Consider the following 21,998-nt stretch of genomic DNA (forward strand, 5'->3'; position numbering starts at 1 on the left):
GAAACAACAAAAAACCCCGTAGAAGAAACCTTCCCGGGGCTTTGCCATTTAAAAAACATCACACATATTTCTACTGCTACTTAATAATCAGCAGCAAACCTTTTCCTTTCTCTACAGCGATATTATCCTGGGCATTGAACGATTTTCCTGCCTGGAAATTTTTAATCTCAGGTGCAGTAATTGTAGCTTTTGCAGCGTCTATACCCAATGCTTTCCAATCAATCTTTAACTGAACATCGGTTGTTGCGTCAGCCCAGCTCGCAATGCTTACTAACGCCGATCCATTCTTTTTGTAAACTGTCGCCAGCACTTTGTCGTTGGTAGTTCTTACCGGACAATTCGGGCTCCAGCAACCAATCATTTCAGAACCTTTTATTCCGAAATCATCCCACACTTTCCAGATATAACGGGGATCTGAATTGTCTGTCCACGGCATACGGCTGGTCATGCCATAGATCATTCCACGCCATGCGTTACCGCCATCCTGCAACATTTCACCCATTAATCCGAATGGAATACCGCTTACTTCTGTCAGGAAGAAATCTGCCGGATTTTTCTCATAATCAAAATATTCACCAAACCACAAACGATTCAGGTATGGGAAGTGCTCCATGTATAAGTTGGCACTGTTGTTAAAGCCGTCACTCTTGTTGTATTGGTTTGCTGAGTGCAGATCAATAATGCCGGGATGACCATCTTTTGTCAGCACACGTTTAATACGCTTCATCGTAATACGGTCAAAGGCTACATCATCCAGGTAAATACCGTCAATGCCTACATTTTGCGTCAGCCAGTTCATGCCTTCTACATAGTAGTTGTGCCAACGGTTCATGCCGCTGTTGATGATGGCCGCATCCTTAATTTCAGGTACAAACCATGCAGCAATATAATCTGAATCAATATGCTCCTGTAACCAGCTAAAGCCACCACCTTTGCCGGGAGAATATACTTCGTGACCAAGGCTACGCAAAGCAAATGTCTCGTAAGCATGATTCGACAACTCGCGCACAGTGTTGTATATTTTTACTTTCAAACCAAGCTGATGTGCCGTATCAATATAATTTTTCATCGCCTTCCATTCAATGAACGGATAGTTGATCCATGGATTGATAGGTGTTGCGTGGTGAATGTTTATGATTGATGCACCTGCATTTTTTATCGTGTTCAGATCATTGTATTTGTGATAGAACCTGTTCTCCCACTGAAAATCCGTATTGATGGTATGGAAAGGCGTGATCAATAAAGTGAAGTTATAATACAGCACATCACCTTTCTTCATGCTTCTTTCACCACTGTAGTTGTTGGCAAGAATGGCATCGCCTTTTTGTGCAACATTAATCCCTCCTTTGTTATCATTACCCCATGAAGTTGGTAACAACAAAGGTTTCTGCAAGTAGAAGTTCGTATTTAACGGACGAACATATTTTTCATCGCGTAATGAATATTGCAATCCTGCATTCACGCTGCCGATCCATGCACCGTCCTGGTTTTTGTGTGCTACATCCCATTTCCAGGAAAAGTCATCCGGACGGTTACCACCTTTCTGCCCCAATCCCATCATATAAGTTGATGCGGATTTCCGGAAAGGAATATGCATCGCAATGTCAGAAAGCGCCACATCATTTAATGCTGTAAGCTTTACAGAATAATATAAGAATCCGTCAAACTCGATAGATGCAGTTACATCCATTTGTACATCTGAAGAACTGCTGTTGGCTTTCCAGCTAACGGTGCCGGATTGTTGTTGTGTAAACTGCAGACCGTTGTTTTTTAGCTTTATTTCCTGTCCGCCATTTTTCTCAGTTATATGAAAATGAATCGGCTCTGTAAGAATATTGTTGGCAGTTGATGCAATGGATGTCATCTCCGGTGTAAAAAACGTCTGAATTTGTTTAGGTAATCCATTCTCATCCAATTCTATTTTTCTGCCTAACAGACTGATGGTTTTATCATTTACCTGCAATGCCGTATAAGGAGCAATTACCGCATTTTCCTGCGCCAATGTTGAGTTCAGCCATTTTAGCCTTGTCATCATCCACGGTTTGTCAATGCCGCCATGTTCAGTTGTTTTATTGGTTACCACCAATTTAATATTAACGGTCATAGGCGCCAGTCCAGCCGCAATAACTTTTGCAGTACCACTGTAAGTTCCGGCTGCTGCGTCTTTCGGAATATCAATTCCGCACCACATAGGCTGCACAGTGCCTGACCCAACATTTACAGTTTCAACCAATGGTTTGTTATCATAAGAGGTGCCGTTTGTGTTGATGCAATACATATTAGCTGCGGCAATGGTAGCTCCGTTAGATTTCAGATCGCTGAAAACAACCTTAACATCCTGCAAATTTTGCAGCGCATACACGCCTAACTGATAAGTAAAATTTTCTCCTTTATCTGTTGTATCAATGAATGTTGTTGCAGCTTTACCCGCTTTTACCCAACGATAAGGCAGATCATTCGGCATGCGGATGCTGTATTGTCTTCTTTCCGGGAATACAATAAAGGGTTTACCTGCATATTTTGAAACAAGCGAGTTTGTTTCTTTTTTCGTAGCAATTACTTCCATCGGATAAAAACTATTGAACTCATCAATTGATTCTATTGCTTTTACAACGGCAGTCGACTTTGTGCTGCTGGCTTTTGCAGTCCATTCTGCTGACGCCGTTTGTTCAGGTTTTAAGTAAACACCCTTGGGATAATTGTTTCTGCCCTCATTTTTGGAAGGCATATAGTATATATAATACGTCCCCTTTCCTGAAGTTGGTTCAAAACGGATAATACCTTTTTCCCTGTTTATGCTCTCGATTTTTACGTTTAATACCTTCTGTCCGCTTTTGGCGTCTTGTACAATGATTCTTTTTTCTTCCGAATGTTCGTCTCTTCTTCTCCAGGGAATGGACGCTTCAGCAACAGCCCCCTCTCCTTTAAACTCAACGACTACACGGTGGTTGCCTAACGAATCTGCATTCCAGCAATTTTTGCAGGAAGTGTAGTTTATTTCCTGCGCATGAAGCATTACTGCACCGAGGCATTGGAGGATACAAAATAAAAATAGTCTTCTCATGTTGGTATTTTTAAGAACAACCGCACCTTCAAACATATGGCTTTCTCTACGCGTTGGCCTGACTAAACGCATGTTGGGAAATAATATATGACTGAAGGGATTTGAACGGGGTTTAAAACTATGCGATTATGAGCTATTGAGGCAAGGCAAACGTTTGTTTTAATTTAATGAAACCATGTTAGAGTTGAAACAAATGAGAGATTTTTTTTGAGGCATATAAGGTAATATAAGGTTTGGATTGCTTCACGCCTACACGGCACAACATAATGGCTAAAAACTCATTGCTGAAAGCTAATAGCTATTTTTAAACCATATAAGGCATGTAAGGGAATATAAGGTTTTGATTTGATTCACGTTTTGCGACATCACTAGACAGTACATGCATAATGGCTAAAAGCTAACAGCTACGTTTAGCCATATAGAGCATAGAAGAACATATAAGATCCATGTTCTGCGTCTACACTACTTGTAGGAAGCAATATCTACGACCGACGCCTTCGGCGTCGAAGCATTAGCATTGGGCAACGCCCTGGGGAAAAATAGCAAATGATGATCAAGCCCTGAAAGGGCGTAAGCATTAAAAAAGCCGAACGATAGAAGATAATTAAACTTTTACAGACCTCATGTTCTGCGATTTCGCAACATGGTAAGATGTAACAGCTGATAGCTCATTGCTGATAGCTCACAGCTAAAAGCCGACAGCTAAAAAAACCGCAGCGTTAATTCATTGCTGAATCACACTACGGTTTGCAAACCAAAACCCTGTTTAAATATTCAACTTTATGGCTGAATAAGTTTTTTTTAATCTACCAACTAGAATGAAGCCTGCGGAAGACCGGCTGACAGCTCATTGCTGATAGCTGAAAGCTAAACGATTATTCCGTCAATGTTATTTCGCCTTTTACTGTTGCAGGCTCTAGCAGGTGCAGATCAAGCACAACTATTTCGTTGGTACCTTTTTTCAACCAGGAAGCAGGACAATACAAACGCTGTTGCGGTCCGCGGTTCCAGTAACGGCCAAGGTTATGCCCATTTACCCATACAACGCCTTTCGCATATTTACTCATATCGATGTAAGTATCACCGGTTTCATTCAATTCAAATGTTCCTTTGAAAAACATACCATTCTTTGGATCGCTTACTGTTTGAAGTTTAAGAGAAGAAATAAATTTTTCATCGACAGGCAGCAGGTATGTATCCCAGCTCATTAAGGTCATTCCATTCAACGTAACTCTGTCGGTGATCCCTTTGCGATCGATCATATATTGTGCAAAGTTGATGTGCCCCATTCCTTCTACCAGGATGTCAAGCACCGGCTCCTTGCTTTCAGTCTTCGGAAGTTTTATGCTCCATTTACCACCATCACGATAGATCGTATCAACAAATTTTCCATCCACAAAAACCAATGCATAATCATGTGGCTCGGTAATAGTAAGCGTTCCACTCTTATGACCGATGAGTTTTGTTCTGTATAAAATAAAACCCTGGTTTTGATCGTACGCTTCCATTGGCTTAGGCTGCGGAGAAGCGATTGGCTTGGGCAATTGCTGCCATAGAGATGTAAAGGGCTTAAGCATTACATCAGGAACTGAGATCGCGGGTATTGCTTTCGGAACATCCGGTATCTTGTACGAAATATACTTACTGATCAGATTTCTCAGCGCGTAATACTTCGGCGTAGCTTGTCCCTGTTCATTTATCGGAGCATCATAATCATAACTTGTAAGGTCAGGCTGGTATTGTGTTGCAGAAAAAGCATTGGCGCCTGCAGTAAATCCGAAATTGGTGCCACCGTGTACCACATAAAAGTTAACTGATTTTTTGTTATCCATCAGGTAGCGCACTTCTTTCAATAAACCTGCGGTATCAGGTCTCGCCCATTTTTCACCCCAATGGGTTAACCAACCGGGATATGTTTCACTGCTGAACGAAGGCACATTCGGATTGCGTTTGCTAGCCTGTTTAAAATCTTCATCACCGGAACCGCTATCCAAACCAATCGCAGCGCCATCGATATTACCCGCTTCAAGCATGTAAGCGGTAGCACCGTCAGCAGTATAGAAAGGAACATTGATGCCGTTATCGATCCACATTTTCCGCAGCGTTTCAAGATATGTTTTGTCGTTTGCGTAGCTACCATATTCGTTTTCAACCTGAACCATCAGGATTGGTCCGCCGTTGGTGCACTGCAGGGAGGTAACTTCTTTTGACAGACGTGCCACATACTTCTTCACCGCATCCATATAGTGCGGGTCCATGCAACGTATCTTAATATCCGGGATCTTTAAAAGATATGAAGGCAGTCCGCCGAAATCCCATTCCGCACATACATAAGGCCCCGGCCGTAACAACACCCACATACCTTCTTCCTTACAAATACGAATGAATTTTGCAATGTTGTGGTTACCAGTCGAAAAGTCAAAAACACCCGGTGCAGTTTCTTGGTAGTTCCAAAATACATAGGCAGCGATGGTATTGCATCCCATGGCTTTTGCCATCTGGATGCGATGACGCCAGTATTCTTCCGGAATACGCGCGGGGTGCATTTCACCACTAATCATCTGGAAGGGTTTGCCATCCAGTAGAAAATCTGTCTTACCAAGAGAAAACACATGTTTCTGTGATTGGGCTGCGGTTGACAAGAACACCATCAACAAGAGCAGGATTATTTTCGTATATGGATATTTCATAATGACAAACCTATTATAAATGTTTGAAAGATGATGCTTTTAACGCAAACGATTGCATCAAGCTGTCAGCTATCGGCTATCAGCTGGCTGTTGAGCTTTGAAGAGGTTTATAATTGGGGTGAAGCTTTATTCCTACAATTGTTGGTAATAGAAGAAATTATCTGCGAAAGGCCATTTATAATCTCCGGCTAGATCTTTTAATTAACTATTAAAATCAAATCCCGTTAATCCTTTAATCCCTCAAATCCCGGTCCAGACAAAATCTTGCTTCTTCTTTCAAAATCAAATCTGTCAATCTCCTAATCCCTTAAATCCCGGTTCCAAACTTAATCTTAATCCCAGTTCAAAATCCCAATCCGAGTACCAATCCAAATCATTAGTTTTGGCTCCTATGTGGATGATTTGCAAAAAAGAATGGCAACAATTTTTCGGCAGTCTTACAGGTTACATAGCATTGGTCATATTTTTATTGCTGACCGGCTTGTTTCTTTTCGTCTTTCCCGACACCAGCCTGCTCGATTTTGGATATGCTTCTCTCAACGGATTTTTTGAACTCGCTCCCTGGCTGTTATTGTTCCTGGTTCCGGTTGTAACCATGCGCAGCCTTGCAGATGAATACAAGGCCGGCACGTTTGAGCTGCTGAAAACAATGCCGCTGAGCAATGCGTCCATTGTGTGGGGAAAAATAGCCGGTGCGTTCATTACCATTGCAATCGCAATTATTCCAACTATTATCTACGCTTTTTCCATTCAATCATTAAGTTCCGTCGGCGGTATTGATGTGGGCAGTACTATTGGTAGTTATGCCGGTCTTTTGTTTCTTGGTGCGGTATTTACGTCCATCGGTGTTTGCGCCAGCAGTCTTACAAACAATACAGTGGTTGCTTTTATCGTTGGTGCCTTTATGTGTTTCATTTTATATAATGGATTTGAAGCCATCAGCAAATTACCTGCGCTTGGTTCTGCTGGATATTATATTGAAATGATGGGCATTAAATTTCATTATCACAGCATAAGCCGTGGCGTAGTTGACCTTCGCGACATTATCTATTTCGCGGGCATTATCGTTTTGTTTGCATTGATCACTCAAAGAATGTTGGAGAAGAGATAAGCTATGACTTTTGTTCAAAGAATATTACGACATAAATACTGGTGGGTTGCCCTTCTTGTTTTTTTTGCAGGATTGATCTATGTATCAGGCTTGCTGAATTACCGGCTTGATTTAACCGCCGAAAAACGTTTCAGCCTCAACAACTCAACCAAGCAATTACTCAACGATCTTGATACTGTTGTTACGGTTAAAGTTTTTCTTACCGGAGAGCTTCCATCAGACTATAAAAAATTAAGTCTTGCAACAGAAGATCTATTGAACGAATTCAAAGAGAGAAGCCACAACAGAGTACAGATCGCTTTTGAAAAGCCCGGTGAAGATCTTCCTGATAGCAGCAAGATGACGTTATATGACAGCCTTGCCCGGCACGGCGTTGTTTTTGAAAGAAGTGAAGATGTAACGCAATCCGGCAATAAGGCAACACAACAACTGATCATTCCTTCAGCACTTGTTTATTATAAAAATCTGCCACCTTTTGCCGTTGATTTAAGAAGCAGCAGGAAAGTGTTTAAGAACTTCAATGTGATGAATGATATTCCGCAGGAAGATAAAGAAGCTACCCTTAACGCAGCAGAAGCTTTACTCGAATTTAAGTTTGCCAATGCCATTGATAAATTAACGCGCAAAGAAGTGCCTGTAGTCGCGTATGCCGTAGGCAATGGAGAACCAACTGATTTACGTGTGAGCGATTTGGGTGAAAGCTTGCGCAACGATTACCGTTTAGGAATTTTTGATTTGAAAAAGGCCTATCCCAATCCAAAAGATATTAATGCGCTATTGATCGTAAAACCTCAACAACCTTTTACAGAAGAAGATAAGCTTAAACTTGACCAATACGTAATGCATGGCGGTAAGATCATTTGGTTTGTTGACAAGTTGTATGCGGAGCTTGACAGTCTGATGCGCAGCCGTGCGGATTTTGTCGCTTTTGACAGAAACCTCAATCTTGATGACATCTTGTTTAAATACGGTGTTCGTATCAACGGCGATCTTGTACAGGATTTAAACTGTTCAAAGATTCCTGTAGTGGTAGGCTACAATCCTGATAACAGTCCAAGGATGCAACGCACACCGTGGCCCTACTATCCCTTTTTGTCTGCCTATAACAATAACCCTATCTCAAAAAACCTTGACAGGGTGTTGCCTGTTTTCCCATCAAGCATAGACACAGTTAAGGCCGTCGGCATTCAAAAAACCATTCTGTTGGCTACCGACACAAATAGCCGTACGTTAAGTTCGCCTGCGTTAGTCAGCCTTAACAGTATTCAAACAGATGCAGATTTCCATTCCATGAACAAAAGCCATGTTCCGGTTGCTGTTTTATTGGAAGGAAAATTCACTTCTTTATTTGCCAATCGTTTGTCCAATGAAGTAAAAGACAGCGTTACGAAGGCGCTGGGTCAACCATTTGCTGCACAATCTTCAGAAGAAGGCAAGCAGATTGTTGTATCAGATGCAGATATTGTTACGAATGCGGTAAGCAATACAAACGGACCAATGGCAATGGGTATGCTGCCAATGGAAAATTACCGTTTTGCCAACAGGGAATTTTTCCTCAATAGTGTGGATTACCTCGTAAGCAATAGCAAAATATTTGAAAGCAGGAACAAAGACTTCACGCTTCGCCTGCTGGATAAGAGTAAAGTTCAGGAACAAAAAACGTTCTGGCAGCTTGTTAATATCGGTGGGTCTATTCTTATTGTTATCATCATTGGACTGCTAGCTCAATGGAGAAGGAAAAAAAATTACGCATAGCGACCCGGTAATCTGAGTCACTACGCGTTTTGAATAATATCTAAGACCTGTTTTTTAATTTGATAGCTTAATAAATCTTCCCGAGAAAGTTTCGTTGCCAATTGCAACTGTAACAAAGTATGAACCTCCCGAAAGATTGGTTACATTGACTTTCTCTTTCCAAACAGATGCAGTTTTATCAGCGCAGCTTTTCCTTAACACTATTCTTCCCGACATATCCGCAATGTGAACTGTTACTTTGCCTGTTAAATCATTAACCATCGACAAATTCAACTGATCATTGGTTGGCACAGGAGACAATTTTAATTGCTGTGCTTTGGGTTCATTCAACTCCAAAGAAGAAACCTCAGATCCAGAGTGCTGTTCAGCATTTGCAATGCGCTGCCCTGACGAAAGAGTCACTGTAAATGTGACGGTTTGCGAATTACTTCCTGCTTTGTCAGTTACTTTAACGCGATAAGTATATGTACCGTTTGTGAGATTGGTAACTGCTGTTATTGCCTGGGTGGGACTTTGGATGATCGCATTCTTTGGGCCTGCCATATAATTCCATAGATATGATGTGATCGTGCGGCCCGGTACAGTGTATGAACCCGAAGCATCTAACGTCACTGTTGAAGTAGTTACCGGACCCGGATTGGCGATAACGGCAACAGGGCCGGTTATGGCAGCCTGGTTAACTACAACAGTTGCACTAGTTGAATCTAGTTGTCCGGTTCCATTTTTTACGATTAAGGCGAATACATAAGTTCCTGCTTTCATTTTTGTAACCTTAAGCAAGGGCGCAACTGTACTGCTTAGCACATATCCTGTCGGCCCGGAAACAACAACCCAGCGATATGTCAGTCCACCATTGCTACTTGATGAAGAACTACCATCCAATGCAACAGAATCAACCGGAAGCGTGATGGAGTTTGGCGCATTTATGACGGCATGTACAGTGGGCAATGCCGGATTAACAATGATCGTTGCTGTATCTGTATCTTGTTGTCCGGTAGTATTTTTTACGGTCAGGGTGACTTTGTAAGTTCCTTCTTTCATGCCCGTGATCTTAATCACAGGCTCAATTGTGTTGTTTATAGTATAGCCAGCCGGACCTGATATAACAGCCCAGTTATAACTCAAATTCCCGTTACTGCTGGAAGAAAATCTTCCATCCAATACTACAGAGTCAACCGAAATAGAACCTGGCCCGTCTATCACCGCATTTACGGTTGCTGCTGCAAGATTGACTGTAAACGTAACGCGTCCGCTGCCACTTCCGCCGGCATCACTCACTTTTACCTGGAAGGTATAGGTTCCGTTGACCAGGTTACTTACTTTAGTAATGGCTTTTGTACTGTTTTCTATGATGTAGTTTTTCGGACCAGATATATAATTCCATTGCCACTTTGTAATTGTACGTCCAGCCGCGGTGTACGAAGCAGATGCGTCTAATGTTGCTGATGTACCGGTAACCAATCCGGGATTTCTTATCACCGCCACAGGACCTGTAACCGTTGCATTCTTTACCAAAACGGATACGGTATCAGAGGACTCATATCCCCGGTTGTTCTTAACCTTCAAAACGAAATCGTAGATTCCTCCGGTTAAGCTGGTCACTTTTACAACCTTGTTTGTAGTCGAATTGAACACATAGCCGGAAGGTCCACCAATGCAGGACCAATTGTAGGAAGCGATAGTTCCTAACGGGTCGTATGATGCACTGCCATCCAGGGTAACTGAGTCAACAGGCAATGATATAGAAGACGGAGCCTGCGCTACAGCTAAAGGATTCGGTCCTTGTACAGTCACGACTACGGCGTTGGATGAACCTGATACTCCTTTGTTGTTGGAAACGGTTAGTTGAATAGTGTATTTACCCGGAGAAAGCTTAGTGAGTGTTGCTATGGATGCAGTGCTGTTGTTAAGCTGGTAACCCGCCGGCCCCGAAAGCACTTTCCATTTATAGGAAATAATCAAAGCTCCGCTGTCGGTGGAAGAGGCAGATCCGTCCAGCGTTATCCCTTTCACAGGAAGCGTAACCGTGTCCGGCACCGAGATATACGGATATACGCGCCTGGTTGCTGTATCCGTTCCCCTGGTGTATTGCAAAAGCCATTCATAAACGTTTACGCCACGTGGCCTGAATGTTGGATCAAATAGCTTTGTCCAGCTATCATGGCCGCTAACTCCAAATGTGTCGAGCAGGGGCTTCGGATTCATCGGAGGGGTATAAGCGCTGAGAAAATCATACCACCAAAGCGTATACGTATAAGGTATCGTGGGATCTTCAGTATTGGTTGCGAACCACAAGGGCATATTTGTGGCTGCAAGAGTGCTGGATTGCAACGTATCCCCGCTCCAGTCAGTAGATGCGGAAACAATCCCCGCAACCGAATTCGCATCGCTCATGGATGAACTGGCTGAGTACAAGATTCGCCCCGCTCCAAGACTTAGACCGCTCAAATAAACACGTGAATCGTCAATACGATAATGGTGCCTGATATAGTTCATCAGAATATTAAAATCCTGTGCGGTTTCAATGGCGGTGTTCGCGAGCTGCGGAGAAATCACTATGTACGAATAGTTTTTTCCGCCCACAGTTATAGTCTTTGGAAACAAACCATCAGCAATCACCTTTGGCGGCCCGTATGTTAATATCAGCTGCAGATCGGTTTGAGATCCGCTGCCCCGCTCTCCTTTTCCGTGGAAAAACAACAACAGCGGATAAGTTTTATTGGACGTTGCATAATCTGCAGGAAGGTACTCCCAGTAACCGCCGATATTTGGAGAAATGTATGTGGTAATTGGCGTAAAGGTTTGCGAAGAGACATTTAATGCAATCGCGAAGGACAAAAGAACAATCATTGTCCTTTTATAATTTGGCAGGTACGGTACAGTTATGCCTGGCATTCTAAATAGGTTTAAGAATTGTACGGAAATTGTGAAGTGTCTATCTAATCTATCATTTAATCAGGGGGTTTACAAATTTAAAAATTACGCAATTGTAATGCGGAGATTCACTTTGTGATACGGAAATTTGACTGAATCTGAGTGAGGTTGATGCGATTTTTTGCGGATAATTAGGTTTGATTTATAGCCCCTGCAAATGATACAGTATACTCTGCAAAGTTTAAGCTTTGCAGAGTATACTAATAGTAATTTTGAGAATTTATTTACTCAGTTTAATAAACCTTCCGGAAAATTTTTCATTGCCAACAAGAAGTGTAAGAAAATAAGATCCACCGGTCAGGCCTGAGATGTTTATCTTTTCACTCCAATGAGCAGCTTTTTTTTCTCCAAAGCCTTTGCCCAGGAGTGTTCTGCCCGACATATCGGTAATATAAACGGAAACTTTTCCCTTTGCATCATTAACAACAGATAGATTCAAATAGTCATTGGCAGGTATCGGAGATAGTTTTAGTGTCTGAAACGCGTTATTGTCTTTGTCAGGAATCACGTCACGTGAAGAATATTGCTGCGCAGTTGCTGTACGTTGCGCCAATGGCAGCTTAACCGTAAAGGTTACGGTCTTACTGTTGCTGCCTGCCTTGTCTGTCACTTTAACACGGAAAGTATATGTCCCGTTGGTCAGGTTTTTAATATTGGTAATCGAGCGTGCAGGATTCTCAATAATCGCATTTTTAGGTCCCGCCATATAATTCCACAACCATGAAGTAATTGTACGGCCCGCAACAGTGTAAGAGCCCGAGGCATCCAATGTTACAGAGGTTGTGGCAATAGTGTCTCCCGGGTCTGCGATGACTGCCACAGGGCCTGTAGCTGTTGATTCAGTCGTCAGGCTTCTTTTATGCTTCAACATCCACTCGTATACGTTTAAACCACGTGGGCGATAGTTGGGGTCATACATCCTGGTCCAGCTATCATGAGACCTGAGCATCGCACTGTCTATGAGTGGTGGATTGGTCATTGCCGGCGTGTATGTTTTTAAATACTGATACCACCAAAACGTATTCGAATAGGGGATCTGATAATCCAATGTATTGCCGAACAACCATATCGGCAAGTTAGCGGCAGCTATTCTTTTCGCGCTTGCTACATCTCCACTCCAATCAGTGGATGCAGATGTAAGCGCTGCAATGGATTTCGCATTTTCCACAGAAGAGCCTGCCGCATGCAATATTCTTCCTGCACCAAGGCTTAGGCCCGTTACGTAAATCCGCGATTCGTCTATCCGGTAGCGCGATTTAATGTAGGTCATCAACGCATTATAATCTGAGTCTACCGGGATCTCCCTGTTTCTCAACTGCGGAGAGATCACTATAAAAGAAAATTGCTGTCCATCTACTGTGAATGTCTTGGGAAACAGTCCTTCATTTATCAGTTTGGGCGGACCGTATAATAAAATGCGTTTTAGATCTTCTGTAGTGCCATTACCACGTTCGGCCTTGCCGTGAAAAAAAACAAGCAAAGGGTATTTCTTTACTGAAGTGCTATATCCCTGGGGAAGATGTTCATAGTATCCCCAAAGATTTGGCGTAATGACAGTACTTATTGGTTTGTGTGTCTGAGAAAAGCTTGCTATACCAGGGATCAGACAAAGAATAAAAATCCATGCCTGGCGGGCATGAACGGGATTATGCGCAGCAGGTTTCATGTTAACAGGTTAAAACGTTAGGCAGTCAACATCATCAAATAATGTGCTTTTATTGTTTTTTAGAGATTAAAATATTTGCAGGAACACAAAAAAATTAATCCGCACAAGTACAATGACAAAACATTAAAAGATCCCACGGGAGCGGAACACCAGGGTTTTGTGAAGGCGATGGCCAGTTGAACGATATAATAAAACAAGTATTTAGTTATTCTTCTTTTTGTTCCATCAGTGCAACATATGCTCCTCCGGGATCCTGGATTACAACAAATGAAGAAGCGCCTTGTGCATGGCGCGGCCCATCAACAACACGACCTCCCAAAGCGATACATTTTTCAATACTTGCATCAAGATTTTCTACAGTTATATAATTAAGCCATTGTGGAGGCAGGTTTATATTGACCCCTTTATTATGACAAATTCCTGCAACAGGTTCATCATTGCTCATCATCACATAATCCTCATAGTCGCCCATGCTCAGGCCGCTGGCGGTCCAGCCGGCTACCTGTTCATAAAAACGCTTTACGCTTTCTGCATTTTCAACTGTGAGATCAAGCCACAAAATTCTACCTGTTTTCATTTGTCAGTATTTTGGCATTTGTTTCATCTGTACTGGTTCCGGACACTCATCTTAAGCAGGCACAAAAACATGCTCAAATAAAACAGATTGCATCAGCTAGTCATCAAATCTTTGACCTGCCCTGGGTATTACCAGCAAGCTTTTGCGAAGCGTTTGTTTGAGCTGTGTCTTAACAATTTGTCCCATTGTTTTACACCTGAGGAAGAGCGTTTGTTTAAAATAGTCAGCTAATTCTACGCGAAGCTGTTCAATTTTTTCAGGCTTGGAAATATCATCGGTATTCATAATATCCAACAACTCTTTGATCCTGTACCGAGAAGAAACCAACCTGATTGTGATCATGGTTCTTTCTTCCGCCTGGTATTGGGAAATACTTTCTTTATCCAGTTGCTTTAAAACTTCCTGGACAATAGGATAATTCTCCTTGAAGAACTGGGGAAGATATAAATTCCTTCTTCCTTCATAACTCTGCTGATCAAAATCTATTGCACGGATGCGATATTGGAAATCTTCTATATCCGGCGTAATATTCACTACGAAATTATAACTCCGCATATCACCCAGCAATCGCACAAAACAACGTTCATTAAACTTCACAAATTCTTTCGCAAACCTGATAACATTTGTATCGGAACGATACAGATAATTTTTGATGAAATCATCGCCGGGAATTCCGGGAATATGCTCTTCCACCAACGTATTGCCTGCAGTTAGAAATGTAATACGATTTGGAGATAACAAATGCTCCAGCTCAAGTCCATATATCCGGCTGGAGTCGGCTTGCTTAATGTAGTAATGATCGTAATTGTCGTTAAACTTATTTACGATACGAATTCTGAAAGGATGGCTGTTTCCAAAACTGCAGAAATCTATGCGTGCCACATCAAGATGTGTGTTGTAGCTGAAGTCACCTTCAGTTTTCAGTATTGCATAAATATCAACAAGTGCTTCGCGCAAATATTCCCACTCACGCATATCGTATGTAACAGTTTCCCAAAGTGTTTCTTTGCCGTTCTTATCTTTTAAGGGAATGGAATATGTGAAGCGGAGAAGATCATTATAACTTGCCGGCAGCTTCACCTCGCGACCATATTTTTTCAGGTATTGACGCAAAAAATCATTGACAGGAAAAATGGGCTTTTTTCTGGATGGACGTATATGCTCAACCGAATGGAAATTAACCTCTACCATGTGGTGAAATTACGATTTGGATTTGGAATTTAGGGTCTGGACCGGGATTTAGGGGATTTGAGGATTGACGGGATTGCAGTGAAAGTCAAAATGCAAAAGTCAAAATGCAAAACCTGAGTCTGGACCGGGATTTGGGGGATTTGAGGATTGACGGGATTGGATTTATTTCCTATTCAAAAATGATTTGAAACGTCAATTAACAATTCATACGATCAAAATGAAAGCGTGAATATGACAGCAGTTAATCCTACTAATCCACGAATCCCACAAATCCTGGTTCAGACATCCTAATTATAGATATAAATCTCAATCGTTCCGTCCTTCTTAATCGCGCCACGGTACATGCCTGCGGTGTTGAAAGGCATAGTCATATTGCCGTTTTTATCGAGGGCTATCAGGCCCCCATCGCCGCCCAGTTTGCCCACTTTTTCAATAACAGTTTTTCCTGCCTCACTAACGGAGAGTCCTTTGTATTCCATTAAAGCGGAAAGATCATGAGCTACCACATTTCTGATGTAAAATTCGCCCCAGCCGGTACAGGAAACTGCGACAGTATTGTTATTGGCATAAGTACCTGCACCGATGATTGGCGCATCTCCAACGCGTCCGTATTTTTTATTCGTCATTCCGCCTGTGGAAGTGCCTGCGGCAAGATCTCCGTTGTTATCCAGTGCAACACAACCAACCGTTCCGAATTTGTAGTCGATATTGATGATCCCCAATTTCTTTTGATCGGTTTGCTGATTGAAGCTGTGATCAAGCTTCGCTTTGATTGAGTCTTCTTTCAATGCTTTTTGCAATCCATCCCAGCGTTCTTTTGTCCAGAAGTATTTCGGATCAACTATCTGCAGTCCTGCTTCTTTTGCAAATTGCTCCGCTCCTTTTCCAATCAGCATTACGTGCTCTGATTTTTCCATCACTGCTCTCGCTGCACTGATCGGGTTTCTTATAGTAGTTACACCAGCTACAGATCCCGCAGCAAGTGTACGTCCATTCATAATTGCAGCATCCAGTTCGTTACGTCCGTCATGCGTAAACACAGCCCCTTTGCCAGCATTAAAATGCGGGTCATCTTCCAATACCCGGATGGTTGCTTCTACAGCATCAATACTCGACTTGCCAGACTTCAACACAGCATAACCCGTTTCAAGTGCTTTTTGTAATACAGAACGATAGACAGCTTCTTTTTCAGGTGTCATGTTTTGACGTGTAATTGTTCCTGCGCCTCCATGGATCACCAAAATATAATCGCCTTTTTGCTGAGCGAATAAAGAAGATAAGATGACCATGCTGCACATGAAAAATAAAAGCAGACGTTTCATGCAGTAGTAGATTTAACTCTTGGTTTGATCAATTGTTATTAGTGAAGATACATTCAAAGGGAAGATCTTCCCATCCCGCAGATAAATAAATTTCGATTCGAATTTTTTTATGCAAGAAAGTTTATAGCTTTGCAGCGCTAAACTTTACAAACCCAAACTTCAGTGGAGGGTTTTATATATGCTTGAACAATAACTACATATCGCATTGACGTCTCCGGAGTTGCTTATCCGGACATTTATTTCCATTCTGTATTGATGTATCCCTTAGCCATTTGCAATCATTTACAAATGCATGGCATAAATCAATTGTGCGCTGACATTTAATCCAGAACGCGAAATATTCCCGTCGCCAACAAATTCCAGTCATTTTTTATCCATGCAACAGCGTAAGGGAATTCTATTGCCCTTACTCATCACGTTGCGCTTAATCGCTGCATAATAGCAGCTAAATACAACAGAATGAAAACTGTTATACAACTAAAAGAACTAAGCAAGCTGGGCTATACAACAGATATCAGTCGCAGCATTGCAGTCAATATTATATCAAGGCATTGCAAGCATGAATCCAGGCACGCACTAGCTGAAATTTTAAAAAACATTTTGCTCGAACCATCACAATGGAAAACACATGAAGTATGGGGAAAGCTTGCACAACAGTTCTGTGACGAAGAAGAACAACCACAGGCTGATTTTTATTCATTGAAAGATGAAACAAATGCTGCACCGTGCAAAACATATGGCTCGAAAAACATCGATAACGCTGCAAAGCAACAAATGCGTGTAGCACTACAATTACCGGTCGCAACAAAAGGCGCTTTAATGCCCGATGCGCATGGCGGGTATGGATTACCTATAGGAGGTGTACTTGCAACTGACAACGCAGTGATTCCTTATGCGGTTGGTGTTGATATCGGATGCCGCATGGCACTTACGATTTTCAATGAAAATGAAAAATATGTTCAGCGCTACACTCACCAGGTAAAAGAAGCGATCAGACAGTGGACGCATTTTGGAACAGAGGGAGCGCTTGAAGTAAGACAGGAACATGAAGTAATGGATAATCCGTCTTTCGAAGCGACATCATTACTAAAAGAATTAAAAGGTAAGGCCTTCAGGCAGTTGGGAAGCTCAGGTAGCGGCAATCACTTTGTTGAATTCGGTACGATTGAAGTAGTTGAAAACAATTCATTGCAGATACCAGCAGGAAGATACACAGCACTGCTCTCCCACTCAGGTTCACGCGGTTTGGGCGCAGCCATTGCCATGCATTATTCCAAAATTGCAAGAGATGTTTGCAAGCTTCCACGCGAAGCGCAACAATTGGCATGGTTGGATATGGCAAAAGAAGAGGGACAGGAGTATTGGCTAAGTATGAACCTGGCCGGGGAATACGCCCAAGCATGTCACGAAAGGATTCACGCTAACCTCACAAAGGCATTGGGATTGCAACCACTGGTAGGCATAAGCAACCATCACAACTTCGCATGGAAAGATATGATTGAAGGCCGCGAGATGATTATACATCGTAAGGGTGCAACACCTGCTCACGCAGGAGAAATGGGTATTATTCCAGGTAGCATGACTACGCCCGGTTACCTGGTTTGCGGCAAAGGAAATGCTGAATCATTGTACTCTGCTTCACATGGAGCCGGCCGCGAAATGAGCAGAAAAAAAGCGAAAGAAACTTTCACCAACTCAGCATTGAGAAAAATGTTGTCACAGGCAGGCGTTACACTCATCGGTGGCAGTGTGGAAGAAGCTCCTGGCGCTTACAAAAACATTGACACAATCATGCAGGCCCAGACTAGCCTGGTAGACATCCAGGGAAAGTTTATGCCTGGAATTGTAAGAATGGACCGGGATTAAGTCAATTAAAAAATTATCAAATCAAAGGCCGGCTGTTTGATGCAGCCGGCATCGTCCTAATATGGAAGAACAATTAATTCAAATAAGTGCAGGACGCGGACCGGAAGAATGTAGTCGCGTTGTAGCCAAAGTTGTAGAACGCATTTTACGTGAAGCCAGAACAAACAATATAGAAGCAAAGATGGCAGATAGCGTAAAAGGTCATTTAAAAGATACATTGGCTTCGGCGCTAATAGTTCTGCGCGGAAAGCATGCAGCTCACCTTGCAGAAAAATGGCAGGGAACGGTACAATGGATCGCGCAAAGCCCGTACCGTAAGTTCCATCGCAGAAAAAACTGGTTTGTAAGCGTGCAGCTTTTTGATGCCGCACAGAAAGCAGCCTTTAATGAAAAGGATGTTTCTTATAAAACCTGCCGTGCGTCCGGACCTGGCGGTCAACACGTCAACAAAACGGAGACAGCAGTTAGAGCAACACATCAGCCTTCCGGCATAAGCGTAGTCGCATTAACCGAACGTTCTCAACTGCAAAACAAAAAGGAGGCATTGGAAAGGCTTCGTTGTAAAGTACTTGCCTGGCAAATGGAAAAGAATATGGATGCTGCCAAAGAACAATGGCTGCAACATACCAATTTGAAACGTGGAGATGCGGGAATGGTTATTGAGGAACCATTGTAAAAAATTCTTACAACAACGGCGAGAGCATTCTTGCCGTTTTTTCAAACATTACTTTCAGGAAGGCACGTTTTTCCCATCTCACAATATCAATACGTTCCGCGTGCTCAAGATCATCGTAAAACGCTTTGGTTAATTGTTTCGCGATGTGCGGATCGTAAATGAAGGCATTCACTTCAAAGTTCAGTTCAAAACTCCTATAATCCATATTTGCTGTACCAACTGCAGCTACCGCACCGTCGTACACCAATGTCTTTGCATGAATAAATCCTTTTTTATAAAAATAAATTTCAACACCGGCATCAAGCAGATCGTCGTAGTAAGAATGCGCTGCTGCATTTACAAATCTTGAATCGGAAATACCGGGAACAAGCAGCTTTACGGAAACGCCACTTAATGCAGCAACAATTAATGCGTCCAGTAAACTATCACCGGGTATAAAGTAAGGTGTTGTGATCAGTATTTCTTTTTTCGCCAGGTTAATCGCCTGAAGCAGCGAAAACAAAATGCCTGGTGTTTTTGAATCAGGACCACCGGCTGCTATTTGTACCAGTGTATCAGTTTCGTATGTCTTTGGCTTTGGGAAAAACATTTTAGTTGGTTGAAGCTGCTGGTCGCTGCAGAAATTCCAGTCGCATAAAAACAGGTATTGCAGATACTGACAGCCGGCGCCATCTATACGTAAATGCGTATCCCGCCAGTAAATCCTGTTCTTTTTATTACCGTTGTTGATATACCTGTCGCTGATATTTATACCTCCTACAAAGGCTGTGTGTCCGTCAACAATAATAATTTTTCTGTGATTGCGATAATTCAGCCTGTTGGCAAAAAGCAGGAACAGCACCCTGTAAAATGGATATGCTTCCACCCCATTCTCAATAAGCCCGGGCACAAACTTGCGGCGGATCGAGCTGCTGCCAAAATCATCATAAATAAGTCTGACTTCAACACCTTCTGCAGCCTTTTGAATAAGGATCTCTTTTATCTGGTTGCCAATTTCATCATCTTCAAAAATATAGTACTCAATGTGTATGTGATTTTTCGCCTGTTTTAATGCCTCCAGCACTTCCGGAAATTTTTCCTCACCGTTAAATAACAATTTTACCCGGTTGCTGTCTGTTAAAGGGCTCATGTTGTCTTTCAAAAGCAGACAGGCCAGTTCACGGTTTTTCTTTATTTCAGGCGGGTTGGCAGCTAATATTTCTTCGGTTGATTTTTGTATTTCAGCCTCCATCTTCTGTTGCAGCGTATCGTCTGCCAGCAGCTTTTTACTATAGAGATTTCGCTTGCGATAATTGATGCCAAGGAAAAAATAAGAGATCATTCCTATAACCGGAACAAATACAGCGAACAAAAGATAGGCAAGTGTTTTAGTGCTTGTTCTTGTATCATAAATGATCCTCAAGCAAACTATGATGAGAATACCCAGGTACGTTAGTTCAGCAATCAACAGCCAGTCGATATTTTTAAAAAACATATGCTATTCTTTAGGGTAATCTGTTTCTTTTCCTATCATGCGGTTCAGAAAAAATCGTATGGTGTTCCTGTTCCATCCTTCAAAACGTCCACGTTGTACAGCAAGCATATCATCCATTCCCTCATTTAAATAATAGTGAAAAGTAAAGGGCGCATTCGTTCGCTGCCAACCAAGCACTTGCCCAAAGCGTAATACATTAAACACAAGGGTATCATTTTGCTGCTGTACAGAGTAATAACCATGACCAAAGCGAACAAGGTTATTCACTTTTGGCGATGTTTTGAACGATTGCAGCAGGCTAAGGTTTGATGGATAATAACTGATCTTCACCGGCTCATCTTTCTTATCCAGTATTGAGCGGTAGCCAATATAATAACCCGTATCTGTTTTAGCTACAGCATACCAAAGTAACGAATTAAATGGAGTGGGTGTAGTGAAGTATGACGAATAATTTATGTCATTTGATCTTAAGGATTTTTCAAATTTATTATCAACAACCAATTTATTGCAAACACAAAAAAGCAGATAAGCAAGCGCTGGTACCAGGCCACCAAGCGCAATGCGTTTTTGCATTTGCGCGCTTCGCTTCACAAAAACGAGCGTTATAGCGGCCACCGCAAGCGGTAATGAAAACAACGGATCTGCTACATAAATAAGATTAAACGACACTCTTCGATGTAACAAAGGCTCCAGCAACCCTGTGCCGTAAGCATTACATGTATCCAGCAAATCATGTAACAAAATTTGTAAACCAAAAAAGAGCAGAAATTTTCGAAAGGGAATATCATGCGGCCGGTGTAATCTGTCAGCAAGAAAACTAAAAATTAATGCTGCAAGAAGGCCCGCAAAAAGTCCGTGCGTTACACCCCTGTGTACAGAAAAATAAGCTGTTGGCTCAATCCAGAACGCTCCAACAAAATCAATATCAGGAAAACTCTGAGCCAGCGCACCCCATATCAGTGCTTTTTTACCAAGCTGTTTGCTGAATAAAACTTCACCTATACAAGCTCCGATGGCTATGTGCGTAAGAGTATCCATTAGCTGAATTTTATGATGGATCTGCGCAACGCGATCTCTATGAAAACTAGCTCAATTTATGCAACAAATATCTAATAAGTAAAAGAGGCTGCACTCAACATTAGGAGAAACAGCCTCTTTATTAAATAAGATTATAAAAGTATCCGGTGATAGCCTTTAATGCTATTGGATCCTGGTAGTGTTTAAAAGGACCACCTTTAACACAACATCATTTGAGAAAGCATGATCGACACCGGCGCTATATGCATCAAATACGCCCACATCCAAAACTCCTGCAGAGTGGCTGGTAATATAAGTAACCCCGTTAATCACTTCGGGTATCGGTTCAAATGTATTTTCTCCGTCCAAAGAAATATAAGTAAGCACTGCACCCTGCTGCATAACATCGTTGGTTATTTCGGGAATAGATAATGAAATAGAGAACCCTTTTCCGAAATCGGTATTGGTTGTTGGCTGCCATTCATTTGGATGGATCGTAAAAAATATTGATTGTCCTGCATCAACAACATTTGTTACAGTTTTGGTACAGGATCCAGTTGCAAATAGAATCAATAATAAAAGCGCACCGGTAAAGAGCTTCATAAAGTAGTGTTTTACATTAAGTAAGGTATAGTTACAAATAACATAGCAGAAA

General features: G+C 42.1%; 14 protein-coding genes. 4 read left to right on the forward strand and 10 right to left on the reverse strand.

Going from position 1 to position 21,998, the window contains the following annotated elements; all coding sequences use genetic code 11:
• Nucleotides 1–76 precede the first annotated feature (76 nt).
• Both QTN47_RS15660 and QTN47_RS15665 read right to left on the reverse strand, forming a co-directional pair.
• Entirely contained in the window at nt 77–3,064 is a 2,988-nt protein-coding gene (locus QTN47_RS15660; RefSeq protein ID WP_369330338.1) for a glycoside hydrolase domain-containing protein, read from the reverse strand.
• Nucleotides 3,065–3,939: 875 nt separating this feature from the next.
• Nucleotides 3,940–5,754, reverse strand: a complete 1,815-nt coding sequence (locus QTN47_RS15665; protein WP_369330339.1) for a glycoside hydrolase family 35 protein — start codon at nt 5,752–5,754, stop codon at nt 3,940–3,942.
• A 391-nt stretch (nt 5,755–6,145) separates the two neighbouring features.
• Here QTN47_RS15665 and QTN47_RS15670 point away from each other — a divergent pair, with 391 nt between their 5' ends.
• Both QTN47_RS15670 and gldG read left to right on the forward strand, forming a co-directional pair.
• Nucleotides 6,146–6,865 carry an ABC transporter permease subunit gene (locus QTN47_RS15670; RefSeq protein WP_369330667.1) on the forward strand — a complete coding sequence of 240 codons (720 nt, stop codon included), beginning with the start codon at nt 6,146–6,148 and terminating at the stop codon, nt 6,863–6,865.
• 3 nt (nt 6,866–6,868) lie between these two features.
• Nucleotides 6,869–8,620 (forward strand): gliding motility-associated ABC transporter substrate-binding protein GldG, encoded by a 1,752-nt coding sequence (gene gldG / locus QTN47_RS15675; protein WP_369330340.1) that lies wholly within the window; start codon nt 6,869–6,871, stop codon nt 8,618–8,620.
• A gap of 54 nt (nt 8,621–8,674) precedes the next feature.
• Here the strand turns inward: gldG and QTN47_RS15680 are convergent, their stop codons facing one another.
• The 5 genes from QTN47_RS15680 to QTN47_RS15700 all read right to left on the reverse strand — a co-directional run bounded on the left by QTN47_RS15680 (nt 8,675) and on the right by QTN47_RS15700 (nt 16,310).
• A complete protein-coding gene (locus QTN47_RS15680; RefSeq protein WP_369330341.1) occupies nt 8,675–11,515 on the reverse strand; it encodes a PKD domain-containing protein in 2,841 nt (946 codons plus the stop codon).
• Between the two features lie 259 nt (nt 11,516–11,774).
• A complete protein-coding gene (locus QTN47_RS15685; RefSeq protein WP_369330342.1) occupies nt 11,775–13,220 on the reverse strand; it encodes a PKD domain-containing protein in 1,446 nt (481 codons plus the stop codon).
• A 205-nt stretch (nt 13,221–13,425) separates the two neighbouring features.
• Complete coding sequence (locus QTN47_RS15690; protein ID WP_369330343.1) at nt 13,426–13,797, reverse strand: VOC family protein; 372 nt, start codon at nt 13,795–13,797, stop codon at nt 13,426–13,428.
• 96 nt (nt 13,798–13,893) lie between these two features.
• Nucleotides 13,894–14,988: a hypothetical protein gene (locus QTN47_RS15695; RefSeq protein ID WP_369330344.1), complete on the reverse strand. Its 1,095-nt coding sequence runs from the start codon at nt 14,986–14,988 to the stop codon at nt 13,894–13,896.
• A 287-nt stretch (nt 14,989–15,275) separates the two neighbouring features.
• Nucleotides 15,276–16,310 carry an isoaspartyl peptidase/L-asparaginase family protein gene (locus QTN47_RS15700; RefSeq protein ID WP_369330345.1) on the reverse strand — a complete coding sequence of 345 codons (1,035 nt, stop codon included), beginning with the start codon at nt 16,308–16,310 and terminating at the stop codon, nt 15,276–15,278.
• A 459-nt stretch (nt 16,311–16,769) separates the two neighbouring features.
• Between QTN47_RS15700 and QTN47_RS15705 the strand changes: the two genes are divergently transcribed.
• Both QTN47_RS15705 and prfH read left to right on the forward strand, forming a co-directional pair.
• On the forward strand, nt 16,770–18,176 hold the full coding sequence (locus QTN47_RS15705) for an RtcB family protein (protein WP_369330346.1): 1,407 nt from the start codon (nt 16,770–16,772) through the stop codon (nt 18,174–18,176).
• A 61-nt stretch (nt 18,177–18,237) separates the two neighbouring features.
• A complete protein-coding gene (gene prfH / locus QTN47_RS15710) occupies nt 18,238–18,852 on the forward strand; it encodes a peptide chain release factor H (protein WP_369330347.1) in 615 nt (204 codons plus the stop codon).
• A gap of 7 nt (nt 18,853–18,859) precedes the next feature.
• On the opposite strand, the gene cls is transcribed toward prfH, so the two are convergent.
• The 3 genes from cls to QTN47_RS15725 all read right to left on the reverse strand — a co-directional run bounded on the left by cls (nt 18,860) and on the right by QTN47_RS15725 (nt 21,946).
• Nucleotides 18,860–20,326: a cardiolipin synthase gene (gene cls / locus QTN47_RS15715; RefSeq protein WP_369330348.1), complete on the reverse strand. Its 1,467-nt coding sequence runs from the start codon at nt 20,324–20,326 to the stop codon at nt 18,860–18,862.
• 3 nt (nt 20,327–20,329) lie between these two features.
• Nucleotides 20,330–21,364, reverse strand: coding sequence for a metal-dependent hydrolase (locus QTN47_RS15720; protein WP_369330349.1), 1,035 nt, complete (start codon nt 21,362–21,364; stop codon nt 20,330–20,332).
• A gap of 162 nt (nt 21,365–21,526) precedes the next feature.
• Entirely contained in the window at nt 21,527–21,946 is a 420-nt protein-coding gene (locus tag QTN47_RS15725; protein ID WP_369330350.1) for a hypothetical protein, read from the reverse strand.
• Nucleotides 21,947–21,998: the final 52 nt, after the last annotated feature.

Source organism: Danxiaibacter flavus (assembly GCF_041060425.1).
GTDB lineage: Bacteria > Bacteroidota > Bacteroidia > Chitinophagales > Chitinophagaceae > Danxiaibacter > Danxiaibacter flavus.

Coding starts and splice junctions, on each gene's coding strand:
- QTN47_RS15685 (WP_369330342.1), bottom strand. CDS start 13,220: ATGAAACCTGCTGCGCATAATCCCGTTCATGCCCGCCAGGCATGGATT.
- QTN47_RS15725 (WP_369330350.1), bottom strand. CDS start 21,946: ATGAAGCTCTTTACCGGTGCGCTTTTATTATTGATTCTATTTGCAACT.
- QTN47_RS15680 (WP_369330341.1), bottom strand. CDS start 11,515: ATGCCAGGCATAACTGTACCGTACCTGCCAAATTATAAAAGGACAATG.
- QTN47_RS15670 (WP_369330667.1), top strand. CDS start 6,146: ATGTGGATGATTTGCAAAAAAGAATGGCAACAATTTTTCGGCAGTCTT.
- cls (WP_369330348.1), bottom strand. CDS start 20,326: ATGTTTTTTAAAAATATCGACTGGCTGTTGATTGCTGAACTAACGTAC.
- QTN47_RS15660 (WP_369330338.1), bottom strand. CDS start 3,064: ATGAGAAGACTATTTTTATTTTGTATCCTCCAATGCCTCGGTGCAGTA.
- QTN47_RS15690 (WP_369330343.1), bottom strand. CDS start 13,797: ATGAAAACAGGTAGAATTTTGTGGCTTGATCTCACAGTTGAAAATGCA.
- QTN47_RS15705 (WP_369330346.1), top strand. CDS start 16,770: ATGAAAACTGTTATACAACTAAAAGAACTAAGCAAGCTGGGCTATACA.
- QTN47_RS15695 (WP_369330344.1), bottom strand. CDS start 14,988: ATGGTAGAGGTTAATTTCCATTCGGTTGAGCATATACGTCCATCCAGA.
- prfH (WP_369330347.1), top strand. CDS start 18,238: ATGGAAGAACAATTAATTCAAATAAGTGCAGGACGCGGACCGGAAGAA.
- QTN47_RS15700 (WP_369330345.1), bottom strand. CDS start 16,310: ATGAAACGTCTGCTTTTATTTTTCATGTGCAGCATGGTCATCTTATCT.
- QTN47_RS15665 (WP_369330339.1), bottom strand. CDS start 5,754: ATGAAATATCCATATACGAAAATAATCCTGCTCTTGTTGATGGTGTTC.
- gldG (WP_369330340.1), top strand. CDS start 6,869: ATGACTTTTGTTCAAAGAATATTACGACATAAATACTGGTGGGTTGCC.
- QTN47_RS15720 (WP_369330349.1), bottom strand. CDS start 21,364: ATGGATACTCTTACGCACATAGCCATCGGAGCTTGTATAGGTGAAGTT.